The sequence below is a fragment of the Roseovarius sp. CAU 1744 genome (assembly GCF_039839345.1).
Classification (GTDB): domain Bacteria; phylum Pseudomonadota; class Alphaproteobacteria; order Rhodobacterales; family Rhodobacteraceae; genus Roseovarius.
In genome coordinates this window covers 1-13161 of the sequence record NZ_JBDOQV010000002.1, presented here as the reverse complement: position 1 = coordinate 13161, position 13161 = coordinate 1, and the positions used below count along the sequence as shown (strand labels likewise).

General features: G+C 63.2%; 10 protein-coding genes. 3 read left to right on the top strand and 7 right to left on the bottom strand.

The annotated features are described in order from the left end of the window. Positions 1-5: 5 nt before the first annotated feature. From AAFO92_RS03980 to AAFO92_RS03960, 5 genes are all read right to left on the bottom strand, one after another. Positions 6-4370, bottom strand: a complete 4365-nt coding sequence (locus AAFO92_RS03980; protein ID WP_347533367.1) for a hypothetical protein — start codon at positions 4368-4370, stop codon at positions 6-8. A gap of 195 nt (positions 4371-4565) precedes the next feature. Beyond that, positions 4566-5033, bottom strand: a complete 468-nt coding sequence (locus AAFO92_RS03975) for an Hsp20 family protein (protein WP_347533366.1) — start codon at positions 5031-5033, stop codon at positions 4566-4568. A 157-nt stretch (positions 5034-5190) separates the two neighbouring features. Beyond that, entirely contained in the window at positions 5191-6003 is an 813-nt protein-coding gene (locus AAFO92_RS03970; protein WP_347533365.1) for a trypsin-like serine protease, read from the bottom strand. Then, positions 6000-6785, bottom strand: coding sequence for a trypsin-like serine protease (locus AAFO92_RS03965; protein WP_347533851.1), 786 nt, complete (start codon positions 6783-6785; stop codon positions 6000-6002). Before AAFO92_RS03965 ends, AAFO92_RS03970 begins: the two co-directional genes overlap by 4 nt. Positions 6786-6990: 205 nt before the next feature. Beyond that, positions 6991-7488, bottom strand: coding sequence for a hypothetical protein (locus tag AAFO92_RS03960; protein WP_347533364.1), 498 nt, complete (start codon positions 7486-7488; stop codon positions 6991-6993). A gap of 84 nt (positions 7489-7572) precedes the next feature. Between AAFO92_RS03960 and moaA the strand changes: the two genes are divergently transcribed. From moaA to AAFO92_RS03945, 3 genes are read left to right on the top strand one after another with little or no spacing between them, the layout of a single operon-like run. After that, entirely contained in the window at positions 7573-8580 is a 1008-nt protein-coding gene (gene moaA / locus AAFO92_RS03955) for a GTP 3',8-cyclase MoaA (RefSeq protein ID WP_347533363.1), read from the top strand. Further along, on the top strand, positions 8580-9869 hold the full coding sequence (locus AAFO92_RS03950; RefSeq protein WP_347533362.1) for a 3-deoxy-D-manno-octulosonic acid transferase: 1290 nt from the start codon (positions 8580-8582) through the stop codon (positions 9867-9869). Before moaA ends, AAFO92_RS03950 begins: the two co-directional genes overlap by 1 nt. Continuing rightward, a complete protein-coding gene (locus tag AAFO92_RS03945) occupies positions 9862-10905 on the top strand; it encodes a glycosyltransferase family 4 protein (RefSeq protein ID WP_347533361.1) in 1044 nt (347 codons plus the stop codon). The genes AAFO92_RS03950 and AAFO92_RS03945 overlap by 8 nt, the downstream gene beginning before the upstream one ends. Before the next feature lie 122 nt (positions 10906-11027). Here AAFO92_RS03945 and AAFO92_RS03940 read toward each other — a convergent pair whose 3' ends face one another. Further along, a complete protein-coding gene (locus AAFO92_RS03940; RefSeq protein ID WP_347533360.1) occupies positions 11028-11507 on the bottom strand; it encodes a DUF4262 domain-containing protein in 480 nt (159 codons plus the stop codon). A gap of 68 nt (positions 11508-11575) precedes the next feature. Beyond that, positions 11576-12856 (bottom strand): DUF3422 domain-containing protein, encoded by a 1281-nt coding sequence (locus AAFO92_RS03935; protein WP_347533849.1) that lies wholly within the window; start codon positions 12854-12856, stop codon positions 11576-11578. Between the last annotated feature and the right edge of the window lie 305 nt (positions 12857-13161).

The following is a 13161-nucleotide window of genomic DNA, read 5'->3' as shown; positions in this document are numbered from 1 at the left end:
CCTCCTCACGCAAAGGCCTCGGCATATTCGCGCCAGCCATATTCCACTTCGGGCCCCGTGATCGCGGCCAGTTCCTGTTCCAGCGGCAGCTCGGGCAGATGGCCCATCATCACACGCAGGCTGGGATCGCCGTTCGATCCGGCGAATTTCTTCTCGCAGCTGATCGTGACGCTGCCCGAAAACACCAGGACCGACACCTCGATGGTCAGCGACGCGCGGCCGGTGCATTTGCCGGATGAAAATTCGTATTCCAGCTCCAGGTACAGCTCGAGCGAGGCCGAAATCAGCCCCAGCACATCGACATGCCCGCCCAGGCGGAAATAACCGGTCAGCGATGCCTCGTCCTGCTCCATGCGGAAATAGATGCCGGCCATCACCTCGACCCCGCCGGAGGCAACGCCGAAATCGACCGAGATCGAGGCGCCGAACTCGAACGCGGCCTCAAGTATCTGAACGCCCTGCGGGTCGATGGTGACACCAAAGAACCCGCCGCCGCCGAACATGTAGACGGTCAGGCAGAAGGGCTGTTCACGGCTGCAGAAATTGAACGACACCGACAGCGGCTGGCCGATGAAGGGCACGGTGAATCCCGCGCCAAGGCTGAGGTTCGAGATATTGAGAACGCCCACCGCCACCGTCGGCAGCGCGATGTCGAACCCGGCGCTGATCCCTTCGGTCGATATATCCAGGTAGGGCGGATCCGAGAAACCATCGAGCGGGATCAGGTCGCGCAGGGTTTCGACAAAACTCAGCGGGCCGACGAATTTGATGTCCTGCAGCAGCACATCCACGTCCATCTTGGCCGCGCTGTCGATGGAAAAGCTGATGCGGTCGAAATTCAGCTCAAGGAATGCAGCGGGCGCGATCAGCACCAGATCGAAACTGCGCAGCGAACAGGTCACCGAAATCTGCGGGCTTGAGGCGCCGTTCTTCTTGACCTTGCCCTCGACCGAAACGATCAGCCCCTTGGTGTCATTGGCGCGGAACAGCGGGTCAGAGGCGGGCCAGCTGGCAATTTCAGGGTTCCAGTCGAACCGGATGGTCAGCTCGTCGCCGGTGAGCATCTCCAGCAGATCGGCCAGTTGCCCGGCGATGCCCAGTGCATCCTCGAAATCATCTAGTGCCGAGGTCAGCGGATCCTTGATCGCCTCGGGCAACAGATCGAAATCGGCAATCGCCGTGCGGAAGGGCGCGATGGTGGCCTCAAGCGCGCCCAGCTTGTTGCCGAACTCCCCCGGATCGTCAAAAAGATCGGCCAGACCCTGCGGATCACCGACGATGGCATCAAGCTTCTCGAACACATCCTTGCCGGTGGTGAACAGGGTCTGCACATCGCTGATGGCCTCCAGCACCGTCTTGAGCCCGTTGGCGAAGGCCACGATCTGCTGGCGGATATTGGCAGGGATCAGGTTGCCGTTCGGCGGCGTCACCAGCGCCAGCAGTTCGGTGATCTTGGTCTGCAGCGCCGGCAGATCCGCCAACGCGCCGGTGAAATTCGGATCAGTGTCGATCGCATCAACCGCGGTTTCGACCGCGTTCTCGATCTTTTGCTGCAGCGCATCCACCAGCGCCACCATCTCGTTCAGCTTGTCGATGACCTGCTGCATCTCCTGCTGCACGGCCTGGCCCTGCTGGATCAGGTCATCAATCTTCGCGAAATATTGCGCAAGCGCCCCCTGTATCACGCCCAGCGGCGCCCGCGGCAGATCCACCGCAAGTGCAAAAAGGCGCGTGAGCGTCGCGATGAAGGTTTCGAACTGCGTGCCCGCCTCGGACGCGAATTTCGGCACTTTTTCGGGCGCGCCGGTGATATCGCTGACAAGCTGGATCAGCTCACCCAGCGGGATGCAGCCGAACAGCAGCGGCAGCGGCAGATCGCTCAGCGACGGTTCGGTCGGGAAACCCGCTCCGCCTTCCAGCTCGCCCTTGGCGAATTTCACCGGATCGCTCATCACCGGACCTGCCATGCGCGACAATGCCTGCGGTTTCAGGTTGGGCTGCATGAACCCGCCGGACTTGTCCCCCTGGGATGAGAAATCGAGCTGCCCCATCGTGCTCCCGGTCTGGACGATATCGGCAAAGACCTCGCCGATATTGCGGTCCGGCGCGGGCGCGCCCATGTCGGTATTGAAACCCACCCGAAGGTATTGGGCATTCCATTGCAGCTTGTTGGTCTTGGTCGACCCGGTCAGATGCACGACCGGGCCCAGCCGGGCCTCGACCTCGAACAGTTTGGGCACAAATAGCGGGCGGGTCAGATCATTGCTGTAGGTCCGCAGGCTGGGGTTCGAGGTGGCGGGCCCGCCATCGACGATCCGTTCAGGGGCTTCGATGTTGAAGGTGACCGATTTGGCCTCGACCGCGCTGTCGCCCGGTTTGTTGGGGGTGGCCATCGCGATCCGCTGCAGGTCCATCTCGGCATCATGCAGGAAACTGGCATTGTATTCCTGCGCCGCCGTCGCCGCATTCGCCTCGGCCTCCTCCCAGGCGGGTACAAGCTTTTCGCTGACATTGTTGCGCGGACAGGCAATGGTGTTGTCCATGAAGATCATCGGCAGTTCGAACAGTATGCGGCGATCATCCAGATCGGTCGCGGCGCATTGGAACATGAACGGATTGCCGCCGACATAGGGCCAGAAGAACCGCTGCCCGCCATTCATCCCCTGGATGACCATGTCCGTATCGCCGGGGTCATCCAGATCCGGGGTCTCGTCGGTCAGGATCTCGACCTTCGAGAAGGGAAATTGCCGCCCGTAATTGACCTGCCCGTCATTCGATCCCGTCGCGTGAAAGGCGCTGTCGTCGAAATGGCGGATATGTTCGCGGATCACGATAAAGAAGCGCTGACGCAGATAGGCGTGCTGACGCAGGTCCTGATCGGAGCTGTTCTTGGATTTGTGGAATTTCCGCTCGGTCACCTTGATCAGCGATACCCGGTGACCGAAGGGCACGAGGAAGCCGCGGTAGACGACCTTGACGTAGTGGTCGCGCGCCATCGCCGCCCGATGCACCCATTCCTCGACCGACAGCCCGACGGGTTCCCACGCGCCGCGGCTATCCAGCCAGCCCCCCAGGGTCGACAGCATCATCAGCTTGGTGTCGATCGGTTCGGGTTTGTAGTTGCTGGCCCCGAAATTCGAGGACAGGTGCACGATCTGGAACCGGTCGAAATCATCCATCGGCTGCCGGAACGGTACCATGTTGGGCGGCGGCAGTTCGGACGATCCGGGATAGTCGTTCTGCATCTTCGGATGCGCGGCCTCGGTGCCGCTGCCGTCCCGGGCCCAGATCGCACGGATCGTCCGGTTCGAATCCGGGTAAGGCGGCATGATATAGGCGCCGTCGGATCGCGGCGTGACCATGCGCGTATGCCACAACTCGGTGCGCCCGGTGGCCGGTGACAGCACCGGGTCGGCAGCATGGCGCCACGCCGCCCCGGCATGGGGCGATACGATCAGCCGCCACGGCATCTCGATCGAGGTCTGCGACGGGGTCGGGTTCTTGGGTTTCGGGCCGGCGGCCGGCAATGCGATCGAGCCTAGATCAAGGCCGGCATCGTCGGGCACGATGGCCAGGAAATCATTGTTGGACGCCGCCTGCCGCGCCCGGATGGTGGTCATGTCCCCTGCCCCGCGCGCCGCCAACCGGAAGGACGAGGCCACATGTGCCGACAGGGCCGCGCGGCGCTTGGGCGACAGGGTATTGACTGCCGCCATGTTCAGCAAATCGCCCAGCGGAATGAAGATGCCCGGTGTCTTCACCTTCGGCTTGGCGTTGGCGGCGACCACCAGTTTCAGATCGCGCACCGCCTGCAGGATACCTGCAAGCGAATAGGCGATCTCGGCGTCGGCAGGCACCTCGAAGACCAGCCGGGATTCGTTGCCGCTGCGCGCGCGGATCGGCGGGCGGCGCAGGGTTTCGTCCTGTGTCGGATCGGCAGGTTCCGGCTTGGGCTGTCCCCCGTTCTGGTTGGCCGGATGCTCCGGGTCCGTTGTCGGATCGGAAATATCGTCCGGCGGCGGCTCATAAAATGTCTCTTCGGTGATCGTCTGGGGCGGGAAATGCAGGATCAGCAGCCCCTTGCCGCGACCGGTCTTGCGAATGGTCGGGGGCGATCCCGGCGTGATGTTGCAATTGCGCAATTCCACCCGCATCGCCACCAGATCGTCGACCCGAAGCACCGGCGTGCCGGGTCGGCTCTTTTCAAAGATGTTCTTGATCGTGTCGGGGGATGTCGGGATCAGCACCAGGTCGCTCAGATCGGCCTGTTCAGCCGAAACGACCGCGCCCGAAGAGGTCAGAGCACTGACCGTGTTGGTCGCACCAAGGGAAAGACCGGAAAGCGAATATGCCGTGGGGCGGATTGGCATCGCAACCCCCAAGAAATGAAATTATCTATATCTCAACCCTAGCACGAAACGCGCGGCCCGGCCGATTCGACCGGTCAGACCGTTGCGCTTGTGCGTGTTTCCGCTCATTGGCGGCGTTCCTCGATCGCGCGAACGACAAAAGGCCCCGGCGTGGAAACCGGGGCCCTTGCCGCAGAAACTTGGCGAGACGCGTGCCTAGTTGACGGCCTTGGCGTCAACCACGTCCTTTTCGATCTCATCCGCCTTGGCGATCTCGATCCGGCGCGGTTTCAGCGCCTCGGGCACCTCGCGCACCAGGTCGATATGCAACATGCCATCGGCATGGGCCGCACCGGTGACGCGCACGTGATCGGCAAGCTGGAACTTGCGCTCGAACGCGCGGGTGGCGATACCACGGTGCAGGTAGGTCTTGCTGTCGTCCTCGTCCGATTTACGGGCGGAAACGACAAGCGCGCCTTCCTTCACCTCAACCGACAGATCGGCATCCGAGAAGCCGGCGACCGCGATCGAGATGCGATAGGCATCATCGGCGGTTTTCTCAATGTTATAGGGGGGATAGGTCGGGTGGCTGATGTCGCTGGACAGCACACGGTCCATCATGTCTGCGATCTGATCAAAACCAACGGTGGCCCGGTACAGCGGAGCCAGGTCAAAGTTACGCATGGGTCATCCTCCTTTGAGCGATAACTGATGTAAGCGCCTTCCCAACACGGGACAGGCAGGTTGCGTCCGGCCCTGAACTGGCACCGGAACACCTCTAATGTGGGAAGTGGTTTTGCGGGTTTCAAGCCCCTTCAGGTCGCGAAATTACCGTTTTTTATCAGGGCTTTGCAAATTTTGCGCCCGATGCGCCGCCACCCTGCCCCACCTTGGCCCGCCGTATCCCGGACCCCGCAACCGGAACCGCCGGCATGGCGCGCAGATCGCGTTTCAGGTCGGCCACCAGCGGGGCAAGGGTCATCCCGTAGGCGACAGGCGTGCCATCATTCATGTTGCCACCGCTGACCAGCGACAGGATACGCGCCCGGCTGCCTTCGCGCACGAAGACCGGCGCGCCGCTGGACCCGAAGGTGATGTTGCAGTCAAAGGCGATCAGGTTGCGCCCGCTCCAGAGCTGGCCGCAATCACGCTGCCAGGACAAGGCATCGTCGCGTCCCTGCCCGTAGGAAACGACACTGACCCGCTGCCCGTCACCGGCCCCCTGATGCAGGACAAACGGATCAGCGAGGGCGGTCGGAATCGGCTGCGCCAGTTCCAGCAGCGCGGCGTCGTGGCGGATGTTTTCGGCACCGTAGGGGCGTTGCGGATCATATCCCTTGTGGGCGGCAATCCGGGCGACTTTGCGGTCGGCGATGGACGTACCGTCGCGCAGCCCTGCGCGAAACGTGATGTCAGAGGCGCTGATCGCCTCCTGTTCCCGGTCATAGACGCAATGCGCGGCGGTCAGCACCAGCTTGGGTGAAATCAGAACGCCGGTGCAATAGCCGTCTTGCCCCAGTTCGATCCGGCCGACCGCCTCCCAGCCGAACAGGTCGTCACGGTCGGTCAGGCGGATCAATCCGCTGCCGGCGGGCGCCTGGGTGGCAAGCGCGGCCACCGCCATCACGGCGATATGAAGCCCACGCCGGATCATGGTTTGGCAAATTTCGCGCCGGTCTTGCGGCGCTCGGCCCCGCTGAACATCTTGGGCGCCGGATCCTGAAAGAAACCCTGGCCTGCGTCCAGCGCCGCGCGCAGCACTTCCAGCGGCTTTTCCAACTGCGTGCCCAGCGATACCTTGGTGCCATCCACCTCGGCCATCGCTGACACCACGGAAACGATCCGGGGCTCTTCGCCCTCGAAGCTGAAAACCGGTGCGCCGGAAGAGCCGAAATTGACGTCGCAGGACATGATAAGAACACCCAGCTGGCGCGCGCGCACGTCGCAGACCTCCTGCAACGATGGTGCTTCGGACCGGTCCTTGGCATAGCTGACCACGCCGATCCGCTGCCCCTTGCGCGGGCGGCGATCCGTCAGAAAGGGTGTAATCCGCGTGTTGTTGATCGGGTGCTGCAGCTCCAGCAGCGCCACGTCGTTGCGCACCCGCAATTCGTTGGCCGCCCCGCGGTAGTTGAACTCGGGATGCACGACCGCACGGCGGACCATGCGATAGGCCGAGGCACGGCCATTGCGCCAACCTGCGAGAAATTCGATCTGGGTGTGGTCGATGCGTTTGCCGCTGCGGCGGTTGAACAGGCAATGCGCGGCCGTCAGCACCAGGTCGGGGGCGATCAACGCCCCGGTGCAGAACCCGCGGCCACCGATATCAAGCCGCCCGACGGCCTCCCATGCGCGGCCATCATCACCGGTATCCAGCCGTTGCAGCCTGCTGTCCTGGGCCCCTGCCGTTCCGCAAACAAAGATCAGGGCAATCATAAACGAAAAAACGCGCAATACGGGATCTCCGGTCGTGGGGTCTGGTACTTGGGGGCAGGTCTAGACGGGTTTTGGGGCGAAATTAGGGCGTCATCTCAACATGGCGCGGTTTGCTGATGGTTCGCGGGAATGATCCATTGGCGCAAGGTCAGCGTCACATGATTACGCCTAATTTCATTTAACAACAACTGATTGACAGGTGATCTTAACCCTCCACCCGATACACCCTGATCTCGGGCAGTCCCGTGAAAGGCGCCCCGATCAGGCGCATCGCCGAAAGCGACATCCGACTGCCCGCCGTCTTGGGCCCGTCGATCGGGATCAGATCAACCTGTGCTGACTTGCCCGTGCCGGGATATGTCACCCGCCCCTTTGCAGGCGCGCTGACCAGCGGTGTTTTCAGCCAGAAACCCGGTTCGCTGGGCGCGCCGAGCGATGTGACCGTTAGGCCCAGATCCTGCCCCCCGCCCGAGGCGCCCGCCGAGGCGGCGGCGGCTTTCTGTTCCTCGGTGGTGGTGTCGAATTGCTCGACCGTGCGCGCAGCGGGCGGCACCGGCGCCACACCCTGATCCGGCGGCGCGACTTCGGCGGGATCGCTCACCGCCACGTCGTCCGGGGACGTCCGCAACGTGCCCGGCCATTGCAGCTGCGCACAGCCCGAAATCAAAGCGGTTATCACGAAAAAGGTGGAAAGCTGTCTCATGCTCTCAATCTAACCACGCCGCACAGGTGCTTCAACGGCAAGTTCCACCTTGCCCCCGGACGCGCACACGCCTAAATTTGCGGCATGACTGCCCCACTGATTGATCCCTTCCAGCGCGCGATTTCCTACCTGCGTGTCTCGGTCACCGACCGCTGCGATTTCCGCTGCGTCTACTGCATGTCCGAGAACATGACCTTCCTGCCGAAAAAGGAACTTCTGACGCTCGAGGAACTGGACCGGATGTGTTCGACCTTCATCCACCTGGGCGTTGAAAAGCTGCGGATAACCGGCGGCGAACCCTTGGTACGCAAGGGAATCATGACCTTTTTCCAGACCATGACGCGGCATCTGGACAGCGGCGCGCTGAAAGAGCTGACACTGACCACCAATGGCAGCCAGCTGGAGCGTTTCGCCGATGACCTCTATGCGGCGGGCGTGCGCCGGGTGAACATTTCGCTCGACACGATGGATGAGAAGAAATTTGCCGACATCACCCGCTGGGGCCGCCTGCCGCAGGTCATGCGCGGCATCGACGCGGCGCAAAAGGCGGGACTGCGGGTCAAGATCAACACCGTGGCGCTGAAGGGGTTCAACGAGGATGAGCTTTTCCCGCTGATCGAGTGGTGCAACAGCCGCGACATGGACATCACCTTCATCGAGGTGATGCCGATGGGCGATATCGGCAACGAGGACCGGCTGGACCAATATTGGAAGCTGACCGATCTGCGCGCCCGTCTGGCGACGGAATACACCCTGCGCGACCTGCCTGAACGCACCGGCGGACCGGCGCGCTACGTGGCACTTGAAGAAACCGGCCAGAAGGTCGGGTTCATCACCCCGCTCAGCCACAATTTCTGCGAAAGCTGCAACCGCGTGCGCCTGACCTGCACCGGAGAGCTGTACATGTGCCTCGGGCAAGAGGATATGGCCGACCTGCGCGCACCGCTGCGCAACAATCCGCAGGATGATGCGCCGCTGGAAGATGCCATTCGCAAGGCCATCGCGCTGAAACCCAAAGGGCATGATTTCGACTATTCCCGGCAGGTTGTGGACGGGAAGATGTCGCGCCACATGAGCCATACCGGCGGCTGATGCCCCCCCTTCCCATCCGTCTGTACGCGGCAGCCGCAAACCTGATCGCGCCGATTGCCTATCGCCGGGTGAAGGCCAAGCTGCGCGCACATGGCACCGACCCGGCCCGGTTTCGCGAGCGGATGGGCAAGCCGACCGCCAAACGCCCCGATGGCACGCTGATCTGGTTTCATGCGGCCTCGGTCGGGGAAAGCCTGTCGGTGCTGCGCCTGATCGCCCATATGGGCGAGGTTAACCCCGGCTGGCATTTCCTGCTGACCTCGGGCACCGCCACCTCTGCCGAGATCGTCGGCCGCAGGCTGCCGCCGCGCTGCATCCATCAATTCGCCCCACTGGACGCCCGCCGGGCGATGCGCCGGTTTCTCGGTCACTGGCATCCTTCTGCGGCGATCTTTGTCGAAAGCGAACTGTGGCCGCAGATGTTGCAGGAAACCCGCGCGGCGGACATTCCGCTGGCGCTGCTCAACGCGCGTATTTCCGACCGCTCCGCCCGCAACTGGAAGCGGTTCCCGGCCACGTCGCGGCACCTGATGGGCCATTTCAACCTGATCCACACGCAGGATGCGCGCACCACGGCGCATCTGCATGACCTGGGGCTGCGCCACGCCTATACCGGGCAGAACCTGAAATCGGTTTCCGGGCCGCTGCCCTTCGACGCCGATGACCTGGCCCGCATGAAAGCGGCCATCGGACAGCGGCCGCTCTGGGTCGCCAGTTCGACCCATCCCGGCGAGGATGAGGTGATGATCGCCGCGCACAAATCCCTGCTGGCAGATCACCCCGACCTGTTGCTGATCCTGGTGCCGCGCCACCCTGACCGCGCCACGGCGATTGCCGCCCTGATTGCCGCCGCGGGCCTGGCCGCCGCGCAGCGCAGCACCGGCCAGGAACTGACTGCGGACACGGCCATCTACCTGGCCGATACCCTGGGCGAAACCGGGCTCTGGTACGCGCTGAGCCCGATCACCTGCCTGTGCGGTTCGTTCACCCCCGTGGGCGGGCACAACCCCTACGAGCCCGCCTATGCGGGTTCGGCCGTTCTGCACGGGCCGCTTTTTGCGAACTTTGCCCAGACCTATGCCGATTTCGATGCAGGCGGCGGCGCGCGTCGGGTTGCCAACGCGGCCGACCTTGCGGAACAGCTGCACGGCCTGCTGACCGACGGCGACGCGCTGGCGGTCATGCAGGAGAGATCCCGCGCCTTCGCCGCCGCGCAAGAGGATATGCTGGACGAGATCACTGAAACGCTCACCACGTCGCTAAGCCTGCCGGGACACACCAATGGCTGAGCTGATCGTCACCAATTTCAACCGCAACTTCACCGGCGTCTCGGCCACCGCGGCGGGCGTGATCCGCAAGCAGATGGGCCGCTATGACATGGCGCTGGCGGGCGTGGCCCTGCCCGGCTGCCCCGATCCAGTGACCACGGCCCAGGCCCGTGCGCTGACACGGCGGGTGCCGGTGCACCGGCCCTTCGCCATCTGGCATGTGCGCCGCAATACCGAGATGCGCGCCGCCCTCTGGGCCCGCGACGTGTTGCGCCTGCCGATCAGGATCGTCTTTACCTCTGCCGCGATTCGCCGGCATTCGGCGTTTCCCCGCTGGCTGATCTCGCGCATGGACGCGGTCATCGCCACCACCGAGGCGGCGGCGGGTTTCGTCCCGCATGTGCGCGGTATCGTGCCGCATGGCGTTGATACGGAACGGTTTTCCCCCGCCGAAGATCGGGCTGCCGCCTGGGCTGCCACCGGTTTTCCCGGCGCATGCGGCATCGCCACCATCGGGCGCATCCGCCCCGAAAAGGGAAGCGAGCGTTTCGTCGAGGCGATGCTGCGGCTTCTGCCGGACCACCCGGGGCTGACCGCGCTGCTGATCGGCCGTGCCGGGCGATCGCATCAGGCCTTTCTGGACGGGTTGAGGTCGCAGGTTGCGGCGGCGGGCCTGTCCGACCGTATCCTTTTCCCCGGCGAGATTGCGCCCGACGCCCTGCCCGCCCTGATGCGCGGCCTGTCGGCGGTCGTGCAGCTGCCCCGCTACGAGGGATACGGCATGGCGCCGCTCGAAGGCATGGCCTCGGGCGTACCGTTCGTCGCCACCGACCAGGGCTATTACCGCAGCTTTTCCGGCCAGGGCAGCGCCGGGATCATCGTCGCCGAGGACGACCCGAAGGCCACCGCGCAGGCCCTGGCAGATCTGTTGTCCGACCCCGACCGGCACCGAAGAATGGCACGGACGGCCCACGAGGCCGCCGCGTCCCATTTCAGCATCCAGGCAGAGGCCGACGGCATCGACGCCGTCTACCAGCAACTCTGGCGCGAGGGTTAGACACGACCACCACCAAAACATGAAGGGCCGTGCGAAACGCCAGGCAGCCATATGCCCATCCAGACATTCTGCGGGCGGTCACGATAGCGCGGCGGATGCGCACCAAATCCTGAACCACCGCATTACCTGCTGTGCCAAAGATGAGGCTGGGCATCAATCACATCTTGAGCACATCCCGTTTCCCAGGGGAAAAGTCCCTGTCGCGCACCTGGCCACACCAACTGGTAGACTTGTGGATTGCCGCTATGCCCGGTTTCGCGCCAGTACCAGTCTGCTGATACCGCATAGTCGGAATAAAGTGTCTCGTGCACGGCCTTCCGGCTGATGCAATCAAACCCCTCCAACACGCCTTGCCAACGCATGTTGTCTTCCGGGAACGCACCATTCTTGATCTGGTTGTGAACTTCCCACAGCATGCGCTGCATCAACCCCCGCTCAAGACCAAAAACAATGAATTCCGGCGCGTTAAGTGATTTGGTAAAACCAACCGAGTATCCAAAGCCCGGTGCCTGGCCGTCAGGGTCGAAGACATAGGTAAACTGCCAACCATGTTGCTCGATAACCGAGAGCAACCTCTGTTCGTAATCCGAATATTCTGACATTTTCAGATGCTACCCACTCTGTCTTTCATTGCCAAATGCGAATGATTGCTGCGCCCACGGAACGGCCTTCAATGCACCCGCTTCTGGATCCGCCGGATCATCCACCAGACAAGGGCAATCACCGGCAGGGTGACGAGCGCCGTCAACATACCCTTGCTGATCCCTAGCGCACCGCTCAGCGGATAAAGCAGATACGCCGCCAGCGACACCGCGTAATAGCTGATCGCCACCACGCTCAACCCCTCGACCGTGCGCTGCAGACGCAGTTGCGCGTCGGCGCGGCGGTTCATGCTTTCCAGCAGTCTTTGATTCTGCGCGCTGCGTTCCACATCGACCTGCGTCCTCAGCAGGTTGCCGGCCCTGAGCGCCCGGTCCGACATGTTGCGCAGCCGCTCCTTGGTCGATTCCACGGTCCGCATCGCCGGTGAATATCGCCGCATCATGAACTCGGAAAACGTCTGCCGCCCCTCGAACCGTTCCTCGCGCAACACCTCGATTCGCTGATCGACGATCCGGCAATAGGCCTCGGTCGCACCGAAGCGGAAGGATGAGCGCGCCACCATCATCTCCAGCTCCGCCGACACCTCCAGCAGATTGCCCAGCGTCCTATCGGCCGGGGTGCTGCCATCGGTCATCTCGGCCATCAGGCGCCCCAGACGGCCGTCGATATCACCCATCCGCGCGCCCATGTCGCGCACCCGGGCAAAGCCCAGCATCGACATGGTCTTGTAGGTCTCGATCTCGCACAGGCGCTGAACGATCCGCCCGATGCGCCGCACCCCGGTCCCCGGTGCGACGCTGACCAGAAATCGCAGATGGCCCGCTTCGTCGATCCGGAAATCCCCGGCGACGACGGCGGAATTGTCCAGCACCCGGGCCACGGCCACGCTTTCGGGCACGAACCAGCTGGTGATGTCGCGGCGCAGCGCCTCGTCGCTGTCCATTGCCACCACCCGGATCACGGCCGAGGTCATCCGCTGACCCGGCGCATTGTCCAGCCAATCCTGCGGGAAGACACTGAATTCATCCGGATCAAACGGCTTGTCGGCAGCGCCGTCCGACAGCATCATGTAGGTCACGAATTCCGTATGGCTTTCCCATTTCAGCATATGCCGCCCGACCTGCCCGAAATAATGCGTGGCATCGGGCTGCGGATGCGGCGCGCCGTAGCGGTCCAGCAGGGCAATCAGATGGGCGCGATCCGCGGCCCGGTCACGCTTGGCCGCGTCCACCGGCTGCTTGATCGCCAGAAACACGGCCGTTGCCGGCACGCCCAGCGATGGGAACGGCCGGGCATGGAGCTCGTTTGCCAGGGCATAGCGCAGCGGATGGTCGTCTATCGGGGGCATCATCGCATTCCTCGGTTCCCCGCACACCCTAGCCGGACCTGCCAGCGAAAGGAACGGATTCTTTTGTCACACCAAGGGCTTAGCGGCACACGATGGCATACAGGCCCGGATCCCGCATTCATCGTTCTCAAAATACTCAATACCCCCCCCGGACAAAAGCAAAGGGCGCCCGAACCGGACGCCCCTGGCCTTTTTTTCATTCGGCCTGGGTCAGTTGATCTTGCTGAGCAGGCTGTTGACGCTGTCTTTTGCGTCGCCGTAGAACATGCGGGTGTTTTCCTTGTAGAAGAGCGGGTTTTCGATGC

Excerpts from the sequence above, each read along its gene's own strand:
- AAFO92_RS03980 (WP_347533367.1), bottom strand. The coding sequence starts at position 4,370 with ATGCCAATCCGCCCCACGGCATATTCGCTTTCCGGTCTTTCCCTTGGT.
- AAFO92_RS03975 (WP_347533366.1), bottom strand. The coding sequence starts at position 5,033 with ATGCGTAACTTTGACCTGGCTCCGCTGTACCGGGCCACCGTTGGTTTT.
- AAFO92_RS03970 (WP_347533365.1), bottom strand. The coding sequence starts at position 6,003 with ATGATCCGGCGTGGGCTTCATATCGCCGTGATGGCGGTGGCCGCGCTT.
- AAFO92_RS03965 (WP_347533851.1), bottom strand. The coding sequence starts at position 6,785 with ATGATTGCCCTGATCTTTGTTTGCGGAACGGCAGGGGCCCAGGACAGC.
- AAFO92_RS03960 (WP_347533364.1), bottom strand. The coding sequence starts at position 7,488 with ATGAGACAGCTTTCCACCTTTTTCGTGATAACCGCTTTGATTTCGGGC.
- moaA (WP_347533363.1), top strand. The coding sequence starts at position 7,573 with ATGACTGCCCCACTGATTGATCCCTTCCAGCGCGCGATTTCCTACCTG.
- AAFO92_RS03950 (WP_347533362.1), top strand. The coding sequence starts at position 8,580 with ATGCCCCCCCTTCCCATCCGTCTGTACGCGGCAGCCGCAAACCTGATC.
- AAFO92_RS03945 (WP_347533361.1), top strand. The coding sequence starts at position 9,862 with ATGGCTGAGCTGATCGTCACCAATTTCAACCGCAACTTCACCGGCGTC.
- AAFO92_RS03940 (WP_347533360.1), bottom strand. The coding sequence starts at position 11,507 with ATGTCAGAATATTCGGATTACGAACAGAGGTTGCTCTCGGTTATCGAG.
- AAFO92_RS03935 (WP_347533849.1), bottom strand. The coding sequence starts at position 12,856 with ATGCCCCCGATAGACGACCATCCGCTGCGCTATGCCCTGGCAAACGAG.